Annotated in this window: 27 protein-coding genes; 17 read left to right on the forward strand and 10 right to left on the reverse strand. The window is 60.9% G+C overall.

Going from position 1 to position 24,216, the window contains the following annotated elements; all coding sequences use genetic code 11:
• Nucleotides 1-51: 51 nt before the first annotated feature.
• From fabI to JNB88_RS19255, 3 genes are all read right to left on the reverse strand, one after another.
• Nucleotides 52-870, reverse strand: coding sequence for an enoyl-ACP reductase FabI (gene fabI / locus JNB88_RS19245; protein ID WP_220356854.1), 819 nt, complete (start codon nt 868-870; stop codon nt 52-54).
• Nucleotides 871-993: 123 nt separating this feature from the next.
• On the reverse strand, nt 994-2,160 hold the full coding sequence (locus JNB88_RS19250; protein ID WP_220356855.1) for a DnaJ C-terminal domain-containing protein: 1,167 nt from the start codon (nt 2,158-2,160) through the stop codon (nt 994-996).
• 255 nt (nt 2,161-2,415) lie between these two features.
• Nucleotides 2,416-2,874, reverse strand: a complete 459-nt coding sequence (locus JNB88_RS19255; RefSeq protein WP_220356856.1) for an RT0821/Lpp0805 family surface protein — start codon at nt 2,872-2,874, stop codon at nt 2,416-2,418.
• Nucleotides 2,875-2,940: 66 nt separating this feature from the next.
• Between JNB88_RS19255 and pdxH the strand changes: the two genes are divergently transcribed.
• A complete protein-coding gene (gene pdxH, locus JNB88_RS19260; RefSeq protein WP_220356857.1) occupies nt 2,941-3,561 on the forward strand; it encodes a pyridoxamine 5'-phosphate oxidase in 621 nt (206 codons plus the stop codon).
• 15 nt (nt 3,562-3,576) lie between these two features.
• Here the strand turns inward: pdxH and JNB88_RS19265 are convergent, their stop codons facing one another.
• Complete coding sequence (locus JNB88_RS19265) at nt 3,577-4,629, reverse strand: polysaccharide deacetylase family protein (protein WP_220356858.1); 1,053 nt, start codon at nt 4,627-4,629, stop codon at nt 3,577-3,579.
• A gap of 227 nt (nt 4,630-4,856) precedes the next feature.
• Between JNB88_RS19265 and JNB88_RS19270 the strand changes: the two genes are divergently transcribed.
• Together JNB88_RS19270 and JNB88_RS19275 are read left to right on the forward strand one after the other, a co-directional pair.
• A complete protein-coding gene (locus tag JNB88_RS19270) occupies nt 4,857-6,143 on the forward strand; it encodes a D-alanyl-D-alanine carboxypeptidase (RefSeq protein ID WP_220356859.1) in 1,287 nt (428 codons plus the stop codon).
• 58 nt (nt 6,144-6,201) lie between these two features.
• Complete coding sequence (locus JNB88_RS19275; protein WP_037135696.1) at nt 6,202-6,516, forward strand: nucleoside triphosphate pyrophosphohydrolase family protein; 315 nt, start codon at nt 6,202-6,204, stop codon at nt 6,514-6,516.
• Here JNB88_RS19275 and JNB88_RS19280 read toward each other — a convergent pair.
• From JNB88_RS19280 to JNB88_RS19290, 3 genes are all read right to left on the reverse strand, one after another.
• Nucleotides 6,513-7,010, reverse strand: coding sequence for a GNAT family N-acetyltransferase (locus JNB88_RS19280; protein ID WP_220356860.1), 498 nt, complete (start codon nt 7,008-7,010; stop codon nt 6,513-6,515). The two genes, JNB88_RS19275 and JNB88_RS19280, sit on opposite strands and share 4 nt — an antisense overlap.
• 11 nt (nt 7,011-7,021) lie before the next feature.
• Nucleotides 7,022-8,437 (reverse strand): metalloprotease TldD, encoded by a 1,416-nt coding sequence (gene tldD / locus JNB88_RS19285; protein WP_220356861.1) that lies wholly within the window; start codon nt 8,435-8,437, stop codon nt 7,022-7,024.
• A gap of 84 nt (nt 8,438-8,521) precedes the next feature.
• Nucleotides 8,522-9,100, reverse strand: coding sequence for an invasion associated locus B family protein (locus JNB88_RS19290; RefSeq protein WP_037135702.1), 579 nt, complete (start codon nt 9,098-9,100; stop codon nt 8,522-8,524).
• A gap of 336 nt (nt 9,101-9,436) precedes the next feature.
• On the opposite strand from JNB88_RS19290, the gene coxB reads away from it, so the two are divergent.
• The 6 genes from coxB to JNB88_RS19320 all read left to right on the forward strand — a co-directional run bounded on the left by coxB (nt 9,437) and on the right by JNB88_RS19320 (nt 14,759).
• Entirely contained in the window at nt 9,437-10,330 is an 894-nt protein-coding gene (gene coxB / locus JNB88_RS19295; protein WP_220356862.1) for a cytochrome c oxidase subunit II, read from the forward strand.
• Nucleotides 10,331-10,348: 18 nt separating this feature from the next.
• Nucleotides 10,349-12,052 carry a cytochrome c oxidase subunit I gene (gene ctaD, locus JNB88_RS19300; protein ID WP_037135706.1) on the forward strand — a complete coding sequence of 568 codons (1,704 nt, stop codon included), beginning with the start codon at nt 10,349-10,351 and terminating at the stop codon, nt 12,050-12,052.
• 69 nt (nt 12,053-12,121) lie between these two features.
• Nucleotides 12,122-13,078, forward strand: coding sequence for a heme o synthase (locus JNB88_RS19305; RefSeq protein ID WP_037135707.1), 957 nt, complete (start codon nt 12,122-12,124; stop codon nt 13,076-13,078).
• The gene (locus tag JNB88_RS19310) at nt 13,078-13,215 is read left to right on the forward strand and encodes a hypothetical protein (RefSeq protein WP_037135708.1); all 138 of its coding nucleotides are present in this window, start codon (nt 13,078-13,080) and stop codon (nt 13,213-13,215) included. Before JNB88_RS19305 ends, JNB88_RS19310 begins: the two co-directional genes overlap by 1 nt.
• 1 nt (nt 13,216) lies before the next feature.
• Nucleotides 13,217-13,822: a cytochrome c oxidase assembly protein gene (locus tag JNB88_RS19315; RefSeq protein ID WP_220356863.1), complete on the forward strand. Its 606-nt coding sequence runs from the start codon at nt 13,217-13,219 to the stop codon at nt 13,820-13,822.
• A gap of 58 nt (nt 13,823-13,880) precedes the next feature.
• A complete protein-coding gene (locus JNB88_RS19320) occupies nt 13,881-14,759 on the forward strand; it encodes a cytochrome c oxidase subunit 3 (protein WP_037135711.1) in 879 nt (292 codons plus the stop codon).
• A 59-nt stretch (nt 14,760-14,818) separates the two neighbouring features.
• On the opposite strand, the gene JNB88_RS19325 is transcribed toward JNB88_RS19320, so the two are convergent.
• Nucleotides 14,819-15,460 carry a chloramphenicol phosphotransferase CPT family protein gene (locus JNB88_RS19325; protein WP_220356864.1) on the reverse strand — a complete coding sequence of 214 codons (642 nt, stop codon included), beginning with the start codon at nt 15,458-15,460 and terminating at the stop codon, nt 14,819-14,821.
• Nucleotides 15,461-15,591: 131 nt separating this feature from the next.
• On the opposite strand from JNB88_RS19325, the gene JNB88_RS19330 reads away from it, so the two are divergent.
• From JNB88_RS19330 to JNB88_RS19355, 6 genes are all read left to right on the forward strand, one after another.
• Nucleotides 15,592-15,975, forward strand: coding sequence for a DUF983 domain-containing protein (locus JNB88_RS19330; protein ID WP_037135713.1), 384 nt, complete (start codon nt 15,592-15,594; stop codon nt 15,973-15,975).
• Nucleotides 15,968-16,717, forward strand: a complete 750-nt coding sequence (locus JNB88_RS19335) for an SURF1 family protein (protein ID WP_220356865.1) — start codon at nt 15,968-15,970, stop codon at nt 16,715-16,717. The genes JNB88_RS19330 and JNB88_RS19335 overlap by 8 nt, the downstream gene beginning before the upstream one ends.
• 334 nt (nt 16,718-17,051) lie before the next feature.
• On the forward strand, nt 17,052-18,053 hold the full coding sequence (gene ispH, locus JNB88_RS19340; protein WP_037135715.1) for a 4-hydroxy-3-methylbut-2-enyl diphosphate reductase: 1,002 nt from the start codon (nt 17,052-17,054) through the stop codon (nt 18,051-18,053).
• A 109-nt stretch (nt 18,054-18,162) separates the two neighbouring features.
• On the forward strand, nt 18,163-19,128 hold the full coding sequence (locus JNB88_RS19345; RefSeq protein ID WP_220356866.1) for a homoserine kinase: 966 nt from the start codon (nt 18,163-18,165) through the stop codon (nt 19,126-19,128).
• On the forward strand, nt 19,125-19,565 hold the full coding sequence (rnhA, locus tag JNB88_RS19350; RefSeq protein WP_018902017.1) for a ribonuclease HI: 441 nt from the start codon (nt 19,125-19,127) through the stop codon (nt 19,563-19,565). Before JNB88_RS19345 ends, rnhA begins: the two co-directional genes overlap by 4 nt.
• Before the next feature lie 94 nt (nt 19,566-19,659).
• Complete coding sequence (locus tag JNB88_RS19355) at nt 19,660-20,463, forward strand: endonuclease/exonuclease/phosphatase family protein (RefSeq protein ID WP_220356867.1); 804 nt, start codon at nt 19,660-19,662, stop codon at nt 20,461-20,463.
• 4 nt (nt 20,464-20,467) lie between these two features.
• Here JNB88_RS19355 and JNB88_RS19360 read toward each other — a convergent pair whose 3' ends face one another.
• Nucleotides 20,468-21,409, reverse strand: coding sequence for an AEC family transporter (locus JNB88_RS19360; protein WP_220356868.1), 942 nt, complete (start codon nt 21,407-21,409; stop codon nt 20,468-20,470).
• Between the two features lie 96 nt (nt 21,410-21,505).
• Here JNB88_RS19360 and JNB88_RS19365 point away from each other — a divergent pair, with 96 nt between their 5' ends.
• Complete coding sequence (locus tag JNB88_RS19365; protein WP_220356869.1) at nt 21,506-22,390, forward strand: LysR family transcriptional regulator; 885 nt, start codon at nt 21,506-21,508, stop codon at nt 22,388-22,390.
• A gap of 215 nt (nt 22,391-22,605) precedes the next feature.
• Nucleotides 22,606-22,902, forward strand: a complete 297-nt coding sequence (locus JNB88_RS19370; RefSeq protein ID WP_037135721.1) for a YkgJ family cysteine cluster protein — start codon at nt 22,606-22,608, stop codon at nt 22,900-22,902.
• Between the two features lie 83 nt (nt 22,903-22,985).
• On the opposite strand, the gene fdhA is transcribed toward JNB88_RS19370, so the two are convergent.
• Nucleotides 22,986-24,176, reverse strand: a complete 1,191-nt coding sequence (fdhA, locus tag JNB88_RS19375; protein ID WP_037135722.1) for a formaldehyde dehydrogenase, glutathione-independent — start codon at nt 24,174-24,176, stop codon at nt 22,986-22,988.
• Nucleotides 24,177-24,216: the final 40 nt, after the last annotated feature.

Below are 24,216 nucleotides of genomic sequence, written 5' to 3' on the forward strand. Positions count from 1 at the left end.
ATCGCTATCGCGAAGAAAGGGGTCGCGAGCGCGACGCAGCAAAGAGTGCGATCAGTCCTTTATGACGGAAATGTCGGGCGCGTCTACCGCCTTCATGCCGATGACGTGGTAGCCGCTGTCGGCGTGGTGAACTTCACCGGTGACCGAGCGCGACAGATCCGAAAGCAGATAGAGGCCGACATCGCCGACTTCCTCGATCGTAACGGTGCGGCGCAGCGGCGCATTGTACTCGTTCCACTTGAGGATATAGCGGAAATCGCCGATGCCGGATGCCGCAAGCGTCTTGATTGGGCCGGCGGAGACGGCATTGACGCGGATGTTCTTCGGTCCAAGATCGACCGCCAGATACTTCACGCTGGCTTCAAGCGCAGCCTTGGCAACGCCCATGACGTTGTAGTTCGGCATGACCTTCTCGGCGCCATAGTAGGTGAGCGTCAGCATCGAGCCGCCGTCCGTCATCAGCTTCTCGGCACGACGTGCGACCGAGGTGAAGGAATAGACGGAGATCTGCATCGTCTTGGCGAAGTTATCGGCCGAAGTATCGACGTAGCGGCCGGTCAACTCGTCCTTGTCCGAAAAGCCGATCGCGTGAACGATGAAATCGATCTTGCCCCACAACTTTTCGATGTGATCGAAGACCGCATCAATGGTGGATTCGTCGCTGACGTCGCAATGCCCGGCAAGAACGCCGTTTACCTCTGCAACCAGCGGCTCGACGCGCTTCTTCAGCGCATCGCCCTGATAGGTAAAGGCAACTTCGCCACCCTGCGCATGAATAGCCTTGGCAATACCCCACGCAATCGAGCGATTGTTGGCAACGCCCATGATGACGCCGCGTTTGCCTGACATGAGGCCTGTTGCCTGAGCCATATTTTGCCCCCTAAGTAATTCTGATCGGTCCTGCCTATGGCATAGGCTGCTAATCGGTTCAAGATTGGCAGCAATCATCAACTGTTAGGGATCGTAACAAAGGGTGCGTGTGTCACCAAAATTTCACAGAAACAGCCCATTCTTCATGCTTCGCATCAGGTCCGTGACTTTGTCATCCGGTTTTTCCCACAAGATTATGCGCAGTTCCACGACGAGATCGCCCCTGTCGCCGTCGGCGTTGGCGAGGCCCTGACCGTGGATTCGGATCGTCTTGTCGGAACCCGACCAGGCGGGGACCGTGATATTGATCGGACCGTCCGGCCCATCGATACGGGCCTCGGTTCCGAGTACGGCGTTTTCGATCGTCACCGGCAGCACCGTATGCAGGTCGAAGCCGCTGACCGTAAATCGCGCATCGGGAGCGATGTGGAGGTTGATGACGGCATCGCCGCGCTGCATGCCGGCGAGCTTGTGGCCCTGGCCCTTGAGGCGAACCTGATGGCCTTCGGTGGCGCCGGCGGCAAGTGCAAATCCGGCCTCGCGACCCTCGCCGAGATCGACGGTGACCCAGCTGCCCTTGATGAGATCGTCGACGGTGACCGTCTTCGTCGCGAACTGGTCCGGTGCCTTCTCGGGCCCCGGCATGCCGCCGCCAGTAAAACGGCGCACGAGCGATGTCAGCAGGCTGAGCGGCTGCATCACTGCTGATGCCTGCGCTGCCGCATCGTCGGCGGCTTGTTGTTCCGCTTCGGCCTTGCCTGCGTCAGGCTGCTTTTCCGATGTCGCGGGGTCGGCGTCCGGACGTTTGGCCGCGCCGGGGGCAGAGGCATACGCTCGGCCACCACCGGCGGCTGCGCGCGCCTGCGTACCGAAGATGCGCTCGATCATCTCTTCTGCCGGCTCGGCCGCGCCAGCCTTCTGTTGTTTGGCGGCATCGGCTGCAGCCTTCTGGGCGGCGGCCCGCGCCAGCTCTTCCATCACGCGCTCTGCATTGGCCTGGGCGGCCTTGGCACGTGCGGCTGCCTCACGGGCTGCCTGGCGCTGCTGCATGATCGTGCCTTCGTTGGCCTTGGCTTCGGCCATGCGGGCGGCGTTGTCGAAAAGGCTCCGCTTCTTCGGATCCTTCAGCGTCTCGTAGGCGCGGCCGATCTCGGCAAAGCGCGCGCTTGCTGTCGGGTCGTCCTGATTGTGATCAGGATGTACCGCCTTCGCCAGGTTGCGCCAGGCTGCCTTGATTTCGTCCTGCCCCGCGTCGCGCTTGACGCCCAAGATCTTATAAGGATCGCGCATGTTCCAAACCGCCGGTTTTGGGATGCGTGTGCCTGTCCTGCCCAGCGCGCCCCGAAGCCACTACAAACTATTCGGTGCATCCCAGAATTCGCTCCAGGAGCGACAGTAGGTGCACACATCAGGCGATTGTCGGGTGAAGTTGCTAATCAGTCCTTATTGCGCGAGGGCAAGCATTTCGCTTTTGCGCCGAATGGTTAGCCTTTTACTAAATATGGGAAAACCGAAGCGCACACTTCAAGCACGCTCGTCGAAGCATCAGCTTTCCGGTTGGAAACTCAGCAGTTGCCAGTTGCCGCCGCCAACCAGGCAGGTCTTGCCGTAGAACTTTGCGATGCCGACGTAGGAATGCCGCGTCGTGCGGAACTGGCGGCAGACGTGGCCGGAATCCGTATTCTCGACGATTGTGTCGATGACGCCGGCGCTGCCGGTCGAAGCGTTCGCCCAGGGAAGGGGTCTACCCTCCAGCCGTTGGATATCGGCGGAGGTCACGGCGTTGCCGACCGTCATTTCATCAGAAATCGAATCACTCGTCGGTGCGGGCTGCGGCACCGTGCCGGTTGCGACCGACCTATCGACCTTGGAACTGCTGAAGAGATCGAGTCCACCCGAGACGCAGCCGGAGAGGCCGAGCATCGCCGTCCCGACAATGCAGAAGGCCGCGCAGCGACGCAGCAGACCCTTTGTATGACGATCTGACTTTGCTATGACTTTCACCCTGCGTCCTGTCCAGTAGCCAAAGGCTGGGCAAATTTTGAATAAACCCGGGGCATTTGAGCTAATATGTCGGCAAATGAGTTAACAAGCGGTGACTTCACCGAGAGCAACGAACCGTTCGATCTTTTTGCCGAGTGGCTGAAGGAAGCGGAGGCTTCCGAGATCAATGACCCGAATGCGGTAGCGCTTGCGACGGTCGATGAGGACGGCCTTCCCAATGTCCGCATGGTTCTCCTTAAGGGGTTCGATCAAGACGGCTTTGTCTTCTACACGAATTTCGAGAGTCAGAAAGGGCAAGAAATCCTCGGACAGAGAAAAGCGGCCATGTGTTTCCACTGGAAAACGCTGAGGCGGCAGGTTCGCCTGCGCGGGCCTGTGGAAATCGTGAGCGACGAAGAAGCAGATGCCTATTTCAAGACGCGGGCTCGCGGCAGCCGGATCGGCGCCTGGGCGTCGAAGCAGTCGCGGCCGCTGGAAAGCCGATTCGCGCTGGAGAAGGCTGTGGCTGAATACACGGCGCGCTACGCCATCGGCGAGATCCCGCGCCCGGCGCACTGGTCGGGCTTCCGCATTCGGCCGCTGTCGATTGAATTCTGGAAGGACCAGAAATTTCGCCTTCACGATCGCATCGAATTTCGCCGTGCGTCGCCTGAAGGCAATTGGGCGAAGGTTCGCATGTACCCCTGATCTTGCAAGGTCAGGTCACGTCCGATTGAGCGCGAAGCGCAAGGGAATGCCGGACGCAAGGCCGGAGACGTAGCGAACCTTCTGGTAAAGGCCGTTGACCGAGAGCCGTGGGAGGTAGGTCACGTTGTCGATCGAACGCCGCGTGATGACGCCAGGCTGTGTGGTCACTGCCACCGCAAAGCCGAGATCGCGGGCGATTGCGGATTGCCGGAGTGTTGCAGCCTCGCGGGTGCCATAGGGGTAAGCAAAGGACTGCGCAGGCTTGCCCGTGATCGCCGCAACATAGTCGCGGGAGGCTCCCATCTCCTCGCGTGCGTCGCTTTCGGAGAGACGCGATACCGCTCGATGGCTGATCGTGTGCGCGCCCAGGGAGGCGAGGGGGCTCGCCTCCAGAAGGTTGAACTCCGACGGGCTCATCACCAGATCGTCGACAATCTCTATTGGATCGATTTCATGCGTCCGCGCGATCGTGTCGATCGTTGAGACTGCAGTAGTTTCGTCATGATGGTGAAGATGATTGGCGATACGCGCGAAAACGCGCTCCTTTGCATCGATCGTCGTAATGTCGAGCATCTCGTGGCCGCCGCCGAAATCGAAGCCAAGCTTCTCCTCCTTGCGCAGGAGTGCTGCAAGCGTCTCCCACCAGATTGTATGGGTGCGTTCGGCAAGGCCCTTGGCGACGAAGACGGTAAAGGGCGCCTCGTGCTTTTCGAAGATAGGCAGCGCGTAGACGAGGTTGTTGCGATAGCCGTCATCGAGAGTGAAAGCCGCGAAAGGCTGGCTGGACCCGGGCTCTGAAAGCAGCGCCGGAATCTCGTGAAGTGCCACGAAGCGGTAGCCGTCGCTCTTCAACCGATCAAGGACGATATCGAGGAACTCCGGAGTGATCTCCAGATGCGCGTTGGGTGCGAACGCAGTCTCGTCATGCGGGCGGACATGGTGGAGCGTGAAGATGGCCCCAAGTCCCCTGGCGCCGCGCATAACGCCAGCTGCGCGCAGAAGATTGGCAGTCTCAAGACCGCCCGCAATCGCAATCCGCTTCGCAAGCCTTTGGACGCCCACCGTCATCTCATCCGCCCGTTGGTTTTCTTGAGCGGCGAAGCTAGCAAGCGCGCGGTTAAGTCTTGCTGAATGAAGATTTTTGAGTGTCCTCTTTACTGGATTTTCACTATGAAGGATAAAACTTGACAAAAATGGTACCAGTTGCCGCAAAGTAGCGCCACATTTGCGCCTTTGTAGCGGAACGGGACAAATCCGAATGGCGCCGGCCATTCGCGCTCATCGAGGGGAAATGCATGAAGAAGCTGTTGGCCGCGTTTTTGACCGCGACGCTCGTCGTTGCGGCGCCGTTGACGGCGATGGCAGGCAGCGCCTCGCTTATCCTCGATGCGAGAACCGGCAAGGTTCTCAGTGCCGAAAATGCCGATGTTTTGAACCATCCCGCTTCGCTGACGAAGATGATGACCATCTACATGGCCTTCGAGGCGATCAAACGCGGCAAGATTGGCTGGGACACGCCGCTCGTCATGTCGAAATACGCCGCCTCGCGGCCCCCGACAAAGCTCGGCGTTCGCGCCGGTGACTCCATTACGGTTCGCGAAGCGATCCTTGGCATGATCACCAAGTCGGCCAACGATGCCGCAGCCGCGATGGGTGAGAAGCTTGGTGGCTCGGAAAGCAATTTTGCCCGAATGATGACGCAGAAGGCCCGGCAGCTCGGCATGAACCGCACGGCTTTCTACAATGCCTCCGGCCTTCCGGATGGCCGCCAGGTCACGACCGCGCGCGACATGTCCACGCTTGCCGTGGCGCTGATGCGGAACTTCCCGAGTGAGTACCGACTGTTCTCGGCGGCAAGCTTCACCTTCCGCGGACGCACGATCCGCGGCCACAACAACCTGATGTACCGGTATCAGGGCATGGACGGCATCAAGACCGGCTACACCAACGCGTCCGGCTTCAATCTGGTCAGCGCCGTAAGGGATGGCAACCGCCGAGTCGTCGGCGTCGTGCTCGGCGGACGCACCGCTCGCAGCCGCGACGACAAGATGGCGGGTCTGCTCGACAAGTATCTCGGCCGCGCTTCCTCGTCTGGGGGAGCAAAACTGGTCGCAAGCAACAACGCTCGTCAATCTGTGGAAGTTGCTTCCGCGGCGGACGACAGCGACATGCCGATCCCGGAAAACGCGCCGCGTACCAGTGAGCTGTCACCAAAGGCGCTCGGTTATCTGAGCGATGCGACAGTGCCGATGGAACGTCCATCCGCCCTTGCCGAGATCGCCAATGTCGGCAAGCCGGCAGCCAAAGCCGCCGGCGCACCATCTGCTTCCGGCGACTGGCAGATTCAGATTTCGGCAGCCCCGAGCGACGATGCCGCCCGCGCGCTTCTTGCCCAGGCCAAGGCTGAGGGGGGCCCAGCCCTGAAGAAGGCGTTGCCCTTTACCGAGGCTGTCGGCAACGGCGCAAATACGGTCTATCGCGCCCGCTTTATCGGTTTCCCGAGCCGCGAAGCTGCAACGTCGGCCTGCGATGCTCTGAGAAAGCGCTCCTACGACTGCATGTTGCTGCCCGAACACGGCTGACCCATCTCGACTTTCCAATAGAATCAGAGTTCTCCTACGTAAACAAAAGGAGAACGTCATGCTGCATGATCTCGCCGAAAAGTTCGAGCGCGCTTCACGGAACTATGCCGATGCCAACGGGATAGATCGCGATGCGGACTGGTTTCTTCTAAAGCTTCAGGAGGAAATCGGCGAGCTCACCCAAGCTTGGAACCGCGTCAGCGGGCGAGGACGCAAGAAGGGCAGGTCGGATGAGGAGCTCAGGCGCGATCTTGCAGACGAGGCGGCCGACGTCCTCGGGCACATCCTTCTTTTTGCCCACAGGAACAATTTGGATCTCTCGGCAGCTATCAGGCGCAAGTGGCTCTTCCAGCCCGAACAGCCCAGTTCTTAGGCCGCAGTGATCCCGCGCCGATAGAATTTGGTGTCCACGGCCATAAGCGGAAACGACTGCGGAAGCTCGCCCTTCGAAACTTCCGAAAAGCCGTTCTTTTCGTAGAAGCGATGCGCGGCGAGGAACTTGTCGGTCGTCCCAAGGAAGATATCCTTGATGCCGTGATCCTCCGCATGTGCCACCAGTTGCGACAGCAGCCGGTTTGCAACGCCATGCTCGCGGCCGCGTACGTCAGCCGCGACGAACATCTTGCGCAAAGCGGTCTGGTTGTTCCCGATGTCCTTCAGCCCGAGCGTGCCGACAACCTGGCCGTTGCGAACGGCGACCCAGAACTGACCTTTGCCGGCTTGATAGAATTCGGGAATGACAGCGAGATCCGGCTGGTCGTTGGCCGTGATCGCGATACCGAATTCCTCGCACTGGATAGGCAGGATCACCGCTAGAACGCCGCCGAGGTCGGCGCCGACGAAGGGTCTGATTTCGATCTCGCTCAACGCTACTGCTCTCAGGCCTTTGTTCCGCCGACAGTCACCTGGTCCATCCTGAGGTGAGGCTGGCCGACGCCAACCGGAACCCACTGTCCGGCCTTGCCGCAATTGCCGATGCCGGTGTCGAGCTTCATGTCGTTGCCGACCATCGAAACGCGTTTCATGGCGTCAGGTCCGTTGCCGATCAGCATCGCCCCCTTGATCGGGGCGCCGATCTTGCCGTTGTCGATCAGGTAGGCCTCGGTGCAGCCGAACACGAATTTGCCTGAGGTGATATCCACCTGCCCACCACCGAACGAGACGGCATAGATGCCCTTCTTGACGGAGGAGATGATTTCTTCCGGCGTCTTGTCACCGCCGAGCATGTAGGTGTTGGTCATGCGGGGCATCGGAACATGCGCATAGCCCTGACGGCGGCCGTTGCCGGTAGGCGCCATGCCCATCAGGCGCGCATTCTGCCGGTCCTGCATGTAGCCGACGAGTTTGCCGTTTTCGATCAGGACGTTGTAAGCGGACGGTGTACCCTCGTCATCGATGGTGATCGAGCCGCGGCGGTGGTCGATGGTACCGTCGTCGACGACGGTCACGCCGGGAGCCGCAACCATCTGGCCAAGAAGTCCGGCAAAGGCCGATGTCTTCTTTCGGTTGAAGTCGCCTTCAAGCCCGTGGCCGACAGCTTCGTGCAGCATGACGCCCGGCCATCCGGAACCGAGCACCACGTCCATGGTGCCTGCCGGTGCTTCGATCGCTTCGAGGTTCACCAGCGCTTGCCGCAGCGCTTCGTCCGCGCCGAATTGCCAGCTGTCCTCGGCGATGAAGTCGCCAAAACCGATGCGCCCGCCGCTGCCGTAGGAGCCGCTCTCCTGGCGCTCGCCTTCGCCCACGATGACCGAAATATTGATGCGCGTCATCGGGCGGATATCGCGAACGCGGTGGCCATCGGCGCGCAGAATGTCAACAACCTGCCAGCTGGCGGCGACCGATGCGGTCACCTGCCGTACCTTGTCGTCCTTACCGCGCAGATAGGCGTCGATATCGGTCAGCACCTTGACCTTGTCTTCGAAGGTGGGTGTGCCGATCGGGTTCTCGTCGGAATAGAGCTTCTTGTTTGTCCGCTGGGGAGCGGCGGCATAGCTGCCGGAATAACCGCGGGTGACAGCACCGACTGCGTCGGCGGCGCGCTTCAATGCGGCCACAGAGAGGTCGCCGGCATGTGCATAGCCCACTGCCTCGCCGGCAACCGCGCGCAGGCCAAAGCCCTGCTCCGTATTGAAGCTGCCGCCCTTGAGGCGTCCGTTGTCGAACATCAGCGATTCCGCCTGGGCATGTTCGATGTAGAGCTCCCCGTCATCAGCGCCCGAAAGCGCCTCGGCGACAAGCGAGCGCATCTTCGCTTCGTCGGCATCGAAAAGCGTAAGGAGATCCGTATTCATGTCTTTATGCTCCGCTGAAGCAGGAATGCTTTCAGCCGATGTAGGTCCGGGGGACGGTTCGAGCAAGTCCGAAAATCGAGACGATCAGGGGAGGGCGTCGTAGCCTTCGGCGAAACCCTTGAGATCGACAGGGATGCCGATCCCTTCCTCTGGCGTCTGGAAGACGATGAAGGTGGCGCTCGCGCCGCTGCGGAACGTCTTCAGAAGCTCGTCCTCAAGAACGACCTCGGCATAGCAGCCATCGGCGAAGCAGCGGACGAAATAAGCACGACCGATATCCTTGCCGTCGACGTTGAGGCCAAGGCCGTTCGGCAGCAGGACGCCGAGAGGCGCCAGAACGCGCAGGATTTTTGACTTCCGGTCGGCAGTCTTCAGTACCACGACGGAGAGCCCGACTTCCGGGCGGTCTTCGGCAATGACGTTCTGCATTAGCGCGCACTGCTCAGCCGAGGCGCCGGCCGGCTTGTCGCACACGACGGACCATGCGCCGTGGTTCGACCTAACGGTGCCGGGCGCCTGAGGTTGCGTCTGCCCAGGTGTTGCCTGCGAAGCCGGAGGCGTTGGCGCAGGCTGCGCCGGCTGCTGGGCGAAAGCGGGAGCAGTTGCTGCGGCCGCGATGCACGCTGTCAGCACGAATGGCCGTGCGAGGGAACGAAAACCCATGAAAACCTCTGCAGTTCGAATCAGTGCCGCTAAGTTGGGGCGCGACACCAAAAATGAAAAGCCCCACACGCTGAAAAGCCGGGGACTACGGCGGAAATCGGACCTTTACGCGAGATTGTTGGCGGAGTCTGCCCGTCGCAAGCGTCTTTTTAGAGGCGACGACGAAAAGATGGAGTGTTTCGTTATGCTTGGATGAACCTGTTTGAAAGCGAAAATGCCGCACAGGCAAATGCTTTGTGATGTTGCGGCGGATGGCAAACTGTGGTTTGAAGCGCTGAGGATGGCAAGGATTCTGCGCGCATTTTACGCAGATCAGCGCTCGAGGGAGATTTTAAGGTGATTAAGAAGGCTTATGCAGCTCTGACCGCGCTGGTCTGTCTGCTTTTTGCTTCCGGCAGTTATGCCGACCAGCCGACGCCGTGGCAGGCAACATTGCAGCCGGCAGCCACGCCGATCATGCGGGACATTCATTGGTTCGAACAATACACCCTTTGGTTTATCGTTCCGATCACGCTCTTCGTTCTGGTCCTTCTTATCGTCGTCTGTCTTAAGTTCCGCGCTGGGGCAAACCCGGTGCCGTCCAAGACGAGCCACAATACGGCCATCGAAGTAGCCTGGACCGTGGGACCGGTTCTCGCGCTTCTTTTCCTCGCTGTGCCGTCGTTCAACCTTTTGACTGCTCAGCTGACGCTTCCGGAAAATCCTGACGTCACCATCAAGGCGACGGCCACCCAGTGGCAGTGGAACTACGAATATGAAGGTTCGGGCGAAACCCCGGTCGCCTTCGATTCCTATCTTCTGAAGGATCAGGACCGCGCGGCCGCCGGCAAGGAAGACAAGTCGAAGTATCCGCGCCTCCTGGCTGTGGACAACGAGCTGGTTCTGCCAGTCAACAAGACCGTCCGCGTTCTTGTGACCGCTGCCCCGACCGACGTCATTCATGCTTTTGCAATGCCGTCGTTCGGCGTCAAGATCGATGCCGTTCCGGGTCGCCTGAACGAAACCTGGTTCCGCGCCGAGCGTGAAGGCATGTTCTACGGACAGTGCTCCGAGCTTTGCGGCAAGGATCACGCGTTCATGCCGATCGCCATCCACGTCGTTTCCGAGGACAAGTACAAGCAGTGGCTCGCCGCTGCTGCCAGCGATTTGCCTGGCGCGTACAAGACACTCATGGCCGCAACCGATGGCTCTGCAAAGACCGTCGACGTTGCCGAAAACGTCGCACAGTAAGGGAAGAGGGAACGGGACATGGCTGGACCTTCCGCACACGACGATCGTCACGCACACGATCACTCTCATGGCGCGCACGCCCATGACGACCACCACGATCACTCGCACAAGCCGAGCTTCATCAATCGCTGGTTCTTTTCGACGAACCACAAGGATATCGGCACGCTCTACCTGATCTTCGCGATCATCGCCGGCATCATCGGCGGCGCGCTCTCCGTTGCCATGCGCATGGAGCTGCAGGAGCCGGGCATCCAGATCTTCCACGGTCTGGCCGCCATGGTTTACGGCTATGAAGGCGACGCCGCCATCGACGGCGCCAAGCAGATGTTCAACATGTTCACCACAGCGCACGCGCTGATCATGATCTTCTTCATGGTCATGCCGGCGATGATCGGTGGCTTCGCCAACTGGATGGTGCCGATCATGATCGGTGCGCCTGACATGGCGTTCCCGCGTTTGAACAACATTTCCTTCTGGCTGATCGTTCCGGCCTTCCTTCTGCTCATCATGTCGATGTTCGTCGAAGGTCCTGCCGGTGCTTACGGTGCAGGTGGCGGCTGGACGATGTATCCGCCGCTGTCGAGTTCGGGCACGCCTGGCCCCGCGGTTGACCTTGCGATCTTTGCGCTCCACGTCGCAGGTGCTTCCTCGATCCTCGGCGCGATCAACTTCATCACCACGATCCTGAACATGCGCGCTCCCGGCATGACGCTGCACAAGATGCCGCTGTTTGCCTGGTCGGTTCTGATCACCGCCTTCCTGCTCCTGCTGTCGCTCCCGGTTCTCGCCGGCGCCATCACCATGATGCTGACCGACCGCAACTTCGGCACGTCCTTCTTCGTGCCGGAGGGCGGCGGCGACCCGATCCTCTACCAGCACCTGTTCTGGTTCTTCGGTCACCCGGAAGTCTACATCCTGATCCTGCCGGGCTTCGGCATCGTCAGCCACATCATCTCGACCTTCTCGCGCAAGCCGGTTTTCGGCTACCTCGGCATGGCCTACGCCATGGTCGCGATCGGTGCCGTCGGCTTCGTCGTCTGGGCGCACCACATGTACACGGTCGGCCTGTCGCTCGATGCGCAGCGCTACTTCGTGTTCGCAACGATGGTCATTGCCGTTCCGACGGGCGTGAAGATCTTCTCCTGGATCGCGACGATGTGGGGTGGCTCGATCACCTTCCGCACGCCGATGGTCTGGGCGATCGGCTTCATCTTCCTGTTCACCGTCGGTGGCGTTACGGGCGTCCAGCTCGCCAATGCCGGCCTCGACCGCTCGCTGCATGACACCTACTACGTCGTGGCTCACTTCCACTACGTTCTGTCGCTCGGCGCCGTGTTCGCAATCTTCGCTGCCTGGTACTACTGGTTCCCGAAGATGACCGGCTACATGTACAACGAGTTCCTGGGCAAGCTGCACTTCTGGGTCATGTTCATCGGCGTCAACCTGGTGTTCTTCCCGCAGCACTTCCTCGGTCTCGCAGGCATGCCGCGCCGTTACATCGACTATCCGGATGCATTCGCCGGCTGGAACTACGTTTCCTCGATCGGCTCCTACATCTCGGCCGTCGGCGTCCTGATCTTCCTGGTCAGCGTTTTCGAAGCGTTCGCCAAGAAGCGCGTGGCCGGTGACAATCCGTGGGGTGAGGGCGCAACCACTCTCGAATGGCAGCTGTCTTCGCCGCCGCCCTATCACCAGTGGGAACAGCTCCCGCGCATCAAGTAAGATGCGAGAAATTGCGACCGCCGCGTGTTACAGTGCGGCGGTCGGCTTACAAGTTTGCAGGACAAGAGAATGACAGTAATCGGCAATCGCAAAGCTCTTGCACACGACGGCGAGTTCCGCCTGTCGGAAGCGAATGCGCGCGATTATTTCGAGCTTCTGAAGCCGCGCGTCATGTCGCTCGTGGTTTTCACGGCCTTCGCCGGCCTCGTTCTGGCACCGGGCCATATCAATCCGGTTCTGGGCCTCATCGCCATTCTTTGCATTGCCATCGGCGCAGGTGCTTCCGGCGCATTGAACATGTGGTACGACGCCGACATCGACGCCATCATGACGCGGACTGCAACCCGTCCGATCCCGGCTGGCCGCATCGCTCCGCGCGAGGCACTGGCGTTCGGTCTCGTGCTTTCCTGCTTTTCGGTGACGATCCTCGGGCTCGCCGTGAACTGGCTGGCAGCCTCGATCCTTGCCTTTACGATCTTCTTCTACGCCGTCATCTACACGATGTGGCTGAAGCGCTCGACCTCGCAGAACATCGTCATCGGCGGTGCAGCAGGCGCGTTTCCGCCGATGATCGGCTGGGCTTGCGTGACCGGTACCGTGACGATCGAAAGCTTCGTCCTTTTCATGATCATCTTCCTCTGGACGCCGGCTCACTTCTGGGCGCTGGCGCTGTTCAAGATGGGAGACTATGAGGCGGTCGGCGTTCCGATGCTGCCGAATGTCGCGGGCGAGCGCACCACCAAGCATCAGATTGTTGTCTATGCCGTGCTGACCGCCGTGTGCGGGGTGTTGCCGACGGTGCTCGGATTTGCAAGCCTCGGTTATGGACTGGTTGCTGCAGCGCTCGGCGCAATCTTCATCTACTGTTCCATCGCCGTCTGGCGGATGCCGGATGGCGACGAGAAGATGATCCCGGCCAAGAAGCTCTTCGGCTACTCGATCCTGTATCTCTTCGCGATCTTCTCCGCCCTGATGTTCGACCGGCTCGCCGCCGTGCTCGTTTCTCACATGGGAGGCATTTCCTGATGGATGTCGTCAAGCTAACGGACGCGCAGCGCAAGTCGCGCCGCAACCGTAATGTCGCTCTGGGCCTCGTCCTGGGCGGTCTGGTCGTCCTGTTCTACGCAATCACGATCGTAAAGTTCACCTCGGGGCATATGTGAGATGAGCGAGACGCAAAGCACGCCGAGAAAGCCGCGCAACAATGGCGCCGTCGTTTTCATGTGCCTTGCCTTCGCTTTCGGCATGGGGGCTGCAAGCTACGCCGCAGTGCCGCTCTACAGGCTTTTCTGCCAGGTCACCGGATATAACGGCACCACGCAGCGGGTCGAGCAGGCCTCCAGCGTGATTCTCGACCGCAAGATGCGGGTCACCTTCGATGCCAACGTCGCGCCCGGCCTTTCCTGGGAATTCAAGCCTGTCCAGTACGAGGTCAATCCGCGTATCGGCGAAACGATCCAGGTCAATTTTATCGCCGAGAACAAGTCGAATGAAACGCAGCGCGGTGCCGCTGTATTCAACGTGACTCCCGGCGAGGCGGGCGCCTATTTCAACAAGGTGCAGTGCTTCTGCTTCAACGAAACCGTTCTGAAGCCGGGCGAAAAGCTCGAAATGCCGGTCGTGTTCTATATCGATCCTGATATTACCAAGGCTGTGGAATCGAAAGACATCCACACCGTCACATTGTCCTATACGTTCTACCCGAAGGAGGGACCGAAGCCGCTGGCTTCGAATGAGGGTGGAACGGTGAAGCTTGAAAAGAAACTTTGATTGAGGTTCGTTTCCGGCCATGCCGGAGCGGAGAGGAAGAGATCCGGGGATAGCTTACATGGCTGATGCTCATCAGAAACATCACGACTACCATATCATCGATCCGAGCCCGTGGCCGCTGCTGGCCTCGATCGGTGCGTTCGTCATCACGTTCGGCGGCGTCGGTTACATGCGCTACCTCAACGGTGGCTCGCTGCACCTGTTCGGTGTTGAATGGGCGCATCCGTGGCTGTTCTTCATCGGCCTCGCGATCATTCTCTACGTCATGTTCGGCTGGTGGTCGGACACCGTGAAGGAAGCACACGAGGGGGCACACACGCGTGTCGTATCGCTGCACCTTCGCTACGGCATGATCATGTTCATCGCTTCTGAAGTGATGTTCTTCGTCGCTTGGTTCTGGGCTTATTTCGACGTGAGCCTGTTCCCGAATGAAGCCATCCAGGCCTCGCGCCTTGCCTACACCGGTGGTCAGTGGCCGCCGAAGGGCATCGAAGTCCTCGATCCCTGGCATCTGCCGATCTACAACACGGTCATCCTGCTTCTCTCAGGCACGACCGTCACCTGGGCGCACCACGCGCTGCTGCACAATGACCGCCGCGGCCTGATCCAGGGGCTGACGCTTACCGTTCTGCTCGGCATCCTGTTCTCGGCTGTCCAGGCTTACGAATACGCCCACGCTCCGTTCGCCTTCAAGAATTCGATCTACGGCGCGACCTTCTTCATGGCCACCGGTTTCCATGGTTTCCACGTTTTCGTCGGTACCATTTTCCTGCTGGTCTGCCTGCTGCGTGCGATCCGTGGCGACTTCACGCCGAAGCAGCATTTCGGCTTCGAGGCGGCTGCCTGGTACTGGCACTTCGTCGACGTCGTATGGCTCTTCCTGTTCTTCTGCATCTACGTCTGGGGTGGCTGGGGCGCTCCACTGCACGCAGGCTGAGCCGGGATTACGGAATTGAAAAGGGCGGGTGCCACGGCACCCGCCCTTTTGTTTTGCGATCACCGCATGGCGGCGATGCGCTCGAATGCGGATGGTTCGGGAATGCCGAGGTCCAGGCGCTGCCGGATTGCTTCGGCGCATTCGAAGGGTGTCAGCACTGACGTGTCGACCTCAAGGTCGTAGATACCGGGAATATGGACCTGTTCCTGCCAGAGCTGGACGGGATGGGGGACGGCCTCATCTTCGGTTGCCGTGACGTAGAGCGAGTGACGACCTGGCGCCGGGATGTTTCGCCTTTTCATGATGACCTTGATCGGACATCTGACACCGACGAAAAGCACCGGCAGTCCCTCAAGCCGGCGCGCACAATCGGCGAGAATGCCGAGCGGTTGAGAGTAGCTGTCGTGATGGCCGAGGTCGGCCACGACATTGAGGCCGAGCCCGGCATGGATGGCGATCGACTCGTAGAGTGCGGCGTAGAAGAACGGAATCATTTCCTCGAGGTCGGGGCGCTCCCCGCCCGGGCGCAGCCCGATTCCCGGCAGATAGCGTTCCGCGGTCATGCTGTTGTAGGTGTCGACGCCAAAGTTCATCCAGGGGCCATCGAAGTGCTCCTGGATCGCGTTGGCGATCGACGATTTTCCGCTGCGCGGGGCGCCGTTCAGGATAACGATCTGTCCGGCCGAGCTGTCGTATGTCATCAGTTTTCTTCTTCTGTTTGGCGCGAATCGCTGGGGCGAAAGAGCGCAGGTATTTCCCTTCCCTCTGTGATTACTTTATGGGTGAGTTATGGCGGAGGAACCAGTTGGCCATAGGCAATTGGAAGGATGGCATGAACGAGGACAGCGCACATTTCCCACCGGTCGATCCAGTCAGGACGGGCATCAAGGGATGCTGCCCGCGCTGTGGCCAGGGGAAGCTCTTCAACGGCCTGCTGGCGCTGAAGCCGAACTGCTCGGCCTGCGGTCTCGATTACGCCTTTGCCGATGCCGGTGATGGTCCCGCGGTGTTCGTTATCCTGATCGTCGGCTTTATCATCATCGGTTCAGTGCTGTGGCTTGAGGTCAACTACGCGCCACCGATCTGGCTGCACATTCTGCTGTTCGGCCCGCTCACGGTCATTCTCTGCCTGCTTGCCCTACGCTGCTGCAAGGGGATCCTCATCGCGATGCAGTATCGCCACAACGCCAGCGAGGGGCGCCTCTCCCGTGACTGAATTCGAAATCTCGGCGCCAAGCCGAAAGCGGTCGGTGCTGACCGGCATCGCGGTGCTCGTTGCGCTCGCCATTCTCCTCTCGCTCGGTACCTGGCAGGTCGAGCGGCTGCACTGGAAGGAAAAGTTGCTTTCCAATATCGCCGAGCGCCGCGTGACACCGCCGGCATCGCTTGCCGACATCGAAGCGCTGGCCGCGAAGGGCGAGGATATAGACTATCGCCACATCACGGTTAGTGGCGAATACGTCAACAGCAAGGAGCGGCACTTCTTCGCCACCTGGCACGGCCGGACGGGCTTTTACGTCTACACGCCACTACAGCTAGCCGATGGCCGCTATCTCTTCGTCAACAGAGGTTTCGTTCCCTATGAGAACAAGGAACCGGAAATGCGCATGCAGGGCCAGCTGACCGGTCAGCAGACGATGATCGGTCTTGCCCGTGCGAAGCTTCTCGGCAAGCCATCGTGGGCCGTGCCCGACAACGACGTCCCCAAGAACATCTTTTACTGGAAGGACCTCGACGTCATGGCCTCCAGCGTTGGGCTGGACAGGGCTGAGGTGGTTCCTTTCTTCGTGGACGCAGATGACACTCCCAATCCGAAGGGGCTGCCGATCGGTGGCGTGACCGATGTCGACCTGCCCAACAACCATCTGCAATATGCGTTTACATGGTATGGCCTTGCGGCAACGCTTGTCATCATCGTCGTGGTCGCCCGTTTCCGTAAGCGGGGGGCGGCGCAATAGTATCGCTTCAATTCTTGCCTATATTGGGCTAGAGCCTTTCAGGGTTAAATTGAAGCGTTCTGCCGGAGCAGGTTTTCGTCAGGAGCAGAGGCGATTGGCGAAGGGCATACCCCAAGGTACGTCCGAGCCGATCGCCTCTGATCCTGGCGGAAAGATGCCCGGCCCTTCGGGTTGGCTGAAACGGGCCGCCTGATCGACGGGCCGGCTTGGCCGTAGAGTATGGCTACGACGCGCGCCGGCCAGTCGACCATCCGACTCCGTTTGAGCCAACAGAACGCTTCAATTTAATCCTGAAAGGCTCTAGAGAGCCCTATCCCTACGAACCGGAACAGACATGAATATTGCGGCGAAACCTCCCTTGACGATCAGGCTCTGCGGACCGCGCGGCTTCTGCGCCGGCGTCGACCGTGCCATCCAGATCGTCGTGTTGGCGCTGAAATCCTATGGTGCGCCCGTTTATGTCCGCCATGAGATTGTCCACAACAGGTATGTGGTCGAAGGCTTGGAAGCCAAGGGCGCTGTCTTCGTCGAGGAACTGAACGAGATTCCGGAAGAGCACCGCGCTCAGCCGGTCGTCTTCTCCGCCCATGGGGTACCGAAGTCTGTCCCGGAAGATGCCAGCGCGCGCAACCTCTTCTATCTCGACGCCACATGCCCGTTGGTCTCGAAGGTGCACAAGCAGGCGATGCGCCACAACAAGCTCGGTCGCCACGTCGTCCTGATCGGCCACGCCGGCCACCCCGAAGTGATTGGGACCATGGGGCAGCTGCCCGAAGGATCGGTATCGCTGATCGAGACGATCGAGGACGCCGACGCTTACGAGCCCGCTGATCCCGACAATCTCGGCTACGTGACGCAGACGACACTATCGGTGGACGACACGGCCGGCGTCATCACACGCCTGCAGGAGCGCTTCCCCAATCTGACTGCGCCTGCGGCGGACTCGATCTGTTACGCGACGACCAACCGCCAGGAAGTGGTCAAACAGGCAGCCCCCGGCTGTGATCTCTTCATCATCGTTGGAGCGCCGAACTCCTCGAACTCCAAGCGGCTCGTCGAGGTGGCGCTCAGGGCAGGGGCGAAGAAGTCGCTCCTCGTGCAACGCGCCTCGGAACTGGATTGGGATGAGATTGGTCCGATCTCCACGCTTGGTCTGTCAGCCGGCGCATCGGCGCCCGAGGTGATCGTGAACGAGATCATCGAGGCCTTCCGCGCGCGCTTCGATGCCAAGGTCGAGCTTGCCGAGACGGTTCAGGAAAACGAGCATTTCCTCGTCAACCGCGAACTGCGCAGCATAGAGCTCACGCATGAGGATATGGCGTGGGTGAACGGGTGAGCCGCAATCCCGGTTAGGGGAGCAGTCGTCGAGGGGACGATTGCAGTGGCTGCCAACGCTCTGCCGGGCGCTGGCGTTCGATTGATCAAACACTTTCGTGGGACGTAAATTGGCAGTCTATACCGATATTTCCGAAGACGATTTGAAGTGGTTCCTGACGGAGTACGATGCCGGAACGCTGCTGTCCTACAAGGGCATCGCGGAAGGCGTCGAGAACTCGAACTTCTTGCTCCACACTACGAATGAGCCGCTAATCCTCACGCTTTACGAGAAGCGCGTCGAAAAGAACGATCTGCCGTTCTTTCTGGGGTTGATGCAGCATCTGGCCGCCCGCGGCCTGTCCTGCCCGCTGCCTTTGCCGCGAAAGGACGGGGCCCTGCTCGGTACCCTGTCAGACCGCCCTGCAGCGCTGATCTCGTTCCTGGAAGGCATGTGGCTGCGCAAGCCCGAGGCCAAGCATTGCCGCGAGGTCGGCAAGGCGCTGGCACAGATGCACGTCGCCGGCGAAGGCTTCGAGCTCAAGCGTCCGAATGCGCTTTCCGTCGATGGCTGGCAGGTGCTCTGGGAGAAGTCCGAGGCTCGTGCCGACGAGGTGGAAAAGGGGCTGCAGAACGAAATTCGCACCGAGCTTGATTTCCTCGCGAGCCACTGGCCGAAGGATCTCCCATCGGGTGTCATCCACGCCGATCTTTTCCCCGACAACGTTTTCTTCCTTGGCGACGACCTCTCGGGCCTGATCGACTTCTATTTCGCCTGCAACGACCTGCTTGCCTATGACGTCTCGATCATCCTGAACGCCTGGTGCTTCGAGAAGGACGGTGCCTACAACATCACCAAAGGCATGGCGATGCTCGATGGCTACCAGAGCGTCCGGCCACTCAGCGATGCCGAACTTGCGGCACTTCCAATCCTGTCGCGTGGCTCGGCGCTGCGGTTCTTCCTGACGCGGCTCTACGACTGGCTGACAACGCCCGAGGGCGCGCTGGTCACCAAGAAGGACCCGCTCGAATATCTGCGCAAGCTGCGCTTCCACCGGCAGATCGCCAACGCTGCCGAATACGGGCTGTCGGCATGAAGCATGTCGATATCTACACCGACGGCGCCTGCTCCGGAAATCCCGGCCCCGGTGGCTGGGGCGCGGTGCTGCGCTATGGCGAGGTCGAGAAGGAACTTTGCGGCGGCGAGGCGGAAACGACCAACAACCGCATGGAACTGCTGGCCGCCATCTCGGCGTTGACGGCGCTGAAGAGCGCCTGCGAAGTCGATCTCCACACCGACAGCAAATACGTCATGGACGGCATCTCCAAGTGGATCTTCGGCTGGAAGAAAAACGGCTGGAAGACCGCCGACAAGAAGCCGGTGAAGAACGGCGAGCTCTGGCAGGCGCTCGATGCCGCCAACCAGCGCCACAAGGTCAAATGGCACTGGGTCAAAGGCCACGCCGGTCACCCCGAAAACGAACGCGCTGACGAGCTTGCCCGCAAGGGCATGGAGCCGTTCAAGAAGCGGTAGAGGCGGCGGCTCAACCCGCATGAAAACAGCCACATGAGGTGCTTGCCTGAATCAATCCGGCAAGCGCTTGAATCAACGCCTGAGGAGGGCTGCGGTGCGCGTGATCTCGCTGAATGCCTGGGGCGGCAAGCTTCACGAGTCGCTGGTCCGCTATCTTCTCGATGCCGATCCCGACGTCCTCTGCCTGCAGGAAGTGACCCGTTCGGTGGGCGTTACCTCGGACTGGCTGGAGTACCGCGATGGCAGCGATATCCTGCCGCAGCGCGCCAATCTCTTCGATGAGATCAAGGCGATCCTTCCCCATCACGACGCCTTCTTTGCGCCGACGGCGCGCGGCACGCTCTTCGATGGCGATCGGCAGGTCTGGTCCGAATTCGGCCTCGCCACCTTCGTGCGCAACAGCTATCCGGTCATCGGCCACGCAATCGATTTCGTGCATGGCGATTTCTCCGGCGATGGCTACGGCGAGCATCCGCGCCCGCGCAACGCCCACTGCCTCAGGATCTTCGACTACGCGAGAAGTCAGCCCATCACCATCGCCCAGCTGCACGGTCTGCGCGACCTCGCCGGCAAGGGCGATACACCGGCCCGCCATGCCCAGGCGCAATCGCTGGTCTCGCTGATCCGCCGCATCTGGCGACCGGGCGAACGGCTGGTCGTCTGCGGCGATCTCAACCTTCTGCCTGACAGCGCGACCTTCGCGGCATTGGCCGAACTCGGCCTCACCGATCTGGTCACCTCCCGCGGCCACACCGATACGAGGACGTCGCACTACACCAAGGACGGCCGCTACGCCGACTACATGCTGGTGACGGCGGATGTTTATGTGGCAGTGTTCGATCCGGTGGCCCATCCCGAGGTCTCCGACCATCGCGCGCTGCTGCTGGAAATCGGGTAGGGCATCACTGCCCGGCGATGGCGAGATAGGCCGAAATCGTCGCGATCGACAGCACCGTCGAGGCAAGCACGACGCGCCCCGTCAGGCTCGCCTCTCGCCCATAGAATTCGGCCAGCATGAACGGCCCGGTGCCGGTCGGCAGTGCCGCAAGCAGGACGGCGGTGTGCACGGCAACCGGCGGCAGCCTGAGCAGCGGACCGGCGATGATCCACGTCACGGCAGGCTGCGCGATCAGCTTGAGCCCGACGAGAATGCCTGTGGTCGCTGCCCGCTCGGTGGCAGCGCCCGCTTTCGAACCCGCCAGGAACAGGCCGAGCGCGATCAGCGCGCAGGGCGAGGCCGCGCCGCCGAGAAGCTTCAGGAAGGAATGCATGGGCGCCGGCAGCGGCACGCCTGAGAGCATGAACAGCGCGCCGAGCACGGGCGCGATCAACAGCGGGTTTTTGGCCAGCGAAACGAAGGTCTTCGTGGCGACATCACGCCGCCGTGTCTCCGATTGTAGTCCGCCCTCGATCAGCACGATGGCAACCGCGAAGAGCACGCAGACCGTCAGGATCGTCGAGATCAGCGTCGGCGCCATGCCGGAATCGCCGACCAACGACAGCACCAGTGGAAAACCGACGAAACCGGTGTTGGCGTAGCTGGCATTCAGGCTGTCGATCGCCGCATCGGCCAGCTGCCGCCCCTTGGCCATCCGCCACCACAGCGTCGCCCCGAAGATGATGGCGCAGCCCGACGTAAACGCCAGGATGAAGCCGGGCTGCCAGATCTGCGAGGGCTTGGCATTGGCCATGATGTCGAAGAGCAGGGCGGGTAGCGCCAGATAGACCACCAGCCGGTTGACCTCGCGCGTCGCGTTCGGACCGAGTGCGCCGGATTTCCGCGCAATCCATCCGGTCAGTATCAGGGCGAAGATCGGCAGGACGATCATGAGATTGGTGAGCATGGGAGGCACTCAGGTTGCAAAGACCATTGTCTACCGCCTGACATCAAGATAATCCAATGTCGGTTTGGTGGCTGATTGATGCCTTGGAGGTATTGAATGGACACGCGCCACATGCGCTATTTCGTGGCCTTGGCGGAGACGCTGCACTTCGGCCATGCCGCGGCGCGCATGAACATGAGCCAGCCGCCCTTCAGCCGCCAGATCGCGGCGATCGAGCGTAGCCTCGGGGCCCGGCTCGTCGAACGCAATTCCCGCAACGTCGCGCTGACGGCGGCCGGCAGGCATTTCCTCGAAGAATGCCGCGCCATACTTGCCCATTTCGATGCCGCCTGCCGCGACGTGCAGCTGGTGGCATCGGGCGTAAAGGGCGAGCTGAAGCTGGGCTTCATGATGAACGCCGCCTACAGCGTCGTGCCGGCGCTGGTGCGGCTGTATTCCACGACGCGGCCGGATGTACGCCTCGTCCTTGAGGAACGCATACCGACCGATATCGAAGAAATGCTGATCGAAGGCCGCCTTGACGCCGCCGTCACCTTCGGCGGCAGTCCCGCGCCGCACCTGCGGACAGCACTTCTCGCCCGCGACCGCCTCCGCCTGATCGTGCCCGACAGCCATCCGCTCGCGCGCATCGAACAGGCCGAGCCAAGGCATCTGCAAGGCGAACGATTGATCGCCGCGCCCGCAAGCGTAACGCCAACCCTGCGCGATGCCATCAGAAACTACTGCGTGGCCGCAGGCGTCGTCCCGCATTTCGCGCTCGAACCGCGCCTGCAGCACACCATCATCCGGCTCGTCGCCGAAGGCCTCGGCATTGCGCTGATCCCGCAGTCACTGTGCTCGGATCTGGCCGAGGGGCTGGTTTCAAGACCGATCGCCGATGCCCCGGAGTTCGATATCGTCCTCTGCGCCCCGGCCACCTCCAACAACCCTGCCGTCCCGCAGCTGTTTGAGGTGGCGACATCGATCCGCGATGGCGCCTAACCTCCGGACGAGCGCATTGCACGCCCGACACTTTGCCAAAGTCGGCGGCATTTGCTATCTCCGTTTGTAGAAACAGGCAGATAGGCCGGGTTTCTGAATCAATCCGGCAACCGCTCGCGTGCATGCCGCGTCATTTTTCGAAATCCTATCGGCGGAAATCGGACAAAGTCGTGTGGCAAACCTTGCTGCTCGACCATTGGAAACCAAGGAATACCATGACTGCTCTGATCGATTTTGACTGCCAGGCGTGCGGCGCCTGCTGCTCGTTCTCGTCAAGCTGGCCAAGGTTCTCCACCGAGACCGATGAAGAGCTGGACGAACTGCCACGGCACTTCGTGTCCCGCGACGAGCAGGGAATGCGATGCTACGGCGATCGCTGTTCCGCGTTGTCAGGCAGTGTCGGTGTCAGTACCTCATGCATGGTCTACGATGTCAGGCCGGACATCTGCCGCGCCTGCATGCCGGGCGACGGAGCCTGCCTCGAAGCCCGCGCGGCCTTTGGCATCGCCTAAGCGTCAGCAGGACCTTTGCTGGCACCAAAAAGAAAACGCGACGGATGCAATCCGCACCCGCCGCGCTCTGCTTGGGAGCTAAGTCAAGCAGCCTTTGCGACTTCGCCATGCGGGTCGAGGACGAACTTCGTCGCGGCACCGTGATCGAAGCTCTCATAGCCCTGAACGGCATCCTCGAGCGGAATGACCTTGGCGTTGACGATGTCGGCGATCGGCAGCCGGTCATGCAGGATCGCCTGCATGAGCTGGCGGTTGTATTTCAGAACAGGCGTCTGGCCCGTATGGAACGACTGCGCCTTTGCCCAGCCGAGCCCGAAGCGGAGCGACAGGTTGCCGTGCTTGGCGGCATTGTCGACGGCGCCGGGATCCTCGGTGACGTAGAGGCCGGGAATGCCGATCGAGCCCGCCGCGCGGGTGATTTCCATCATCTGGTTCAGGACGATCGCCGGCTGCTCGCCGCCCGAATGGCCGCGCGCCTCGAAGCCGACGGCGTCGATTGCGCTGTCCACCTCGTTGCTGCCGGTGACCTGCGCAATCATGTCGCCGAGCCGGTCGCTCTTCGACAGGTCGATCGCCTCGAAGCCGACCTTGGCCGCATGCGCCAGGCGATCCTTGTTGAAATCGCCGATCATGACGACCGCGGCGCCGAGGATGCGAGCGGATGCCGCCGCCGCAAGTCCGACCGGGCCGGCGCCGGCGACATAGACAGTAGAGCCGACGCCAACGCCGGCACGCACCGCCCCGTGAAAGCCGGTCGGCAGGATGTCGGAGAGCATGGTCAGATCGCGGATCTTCTCCATCGCGCGATCGCGATCCGGGAATTTCAGGAGGTTGAAGTCTGCGTAGGGAATGGTCACGTAGCGGGCCTGTCCGCCGATCCAGCCGCCCATATCGACATATCCATAGGCACCGCCGGCGCGCGACGGGTTGACCGTCAGGCAGACGCCCGTGTCCTGCGACTTGCAGCAGCGGCAGCGGCCGCAGGCGACGTTGAACGGCACGGATACGATGTCGCCGATCTGAAGCATCTCGACATCGATGCCTTTCTCGATCACCTCACCGGTGATTTCGTGGCCGAGGACGAGACCGGGCATGGCGGTCGTGCGGCCACGAACCATGTGCTGATCCGATCCGCAGATGTTGGTGGAAATCACTTTCAGGATGACGCCGTGCTCGATTCTGCGGCCATCAGGGGCTTCAAGCTTCGGATCATCGATGTCGTGGATCTCGACCTTGCCGGGCCGCATGTAGACGACGCCTCGGTTCTTGCTCATTTCCATCTCCTCCGTTGAAAATGCTGCCGACCGTCCTTGG

This window comes from Rhizobium cauense (assembly GCF_019511525.1).
In the GTDB taxonomy this organism is placed as follows: Bacteria; Pseudomonadota; Alphaproteobacteria; order Rhizobiales; family Rhizobiaceae; genus Rhizobium; species Rhizobium cauense.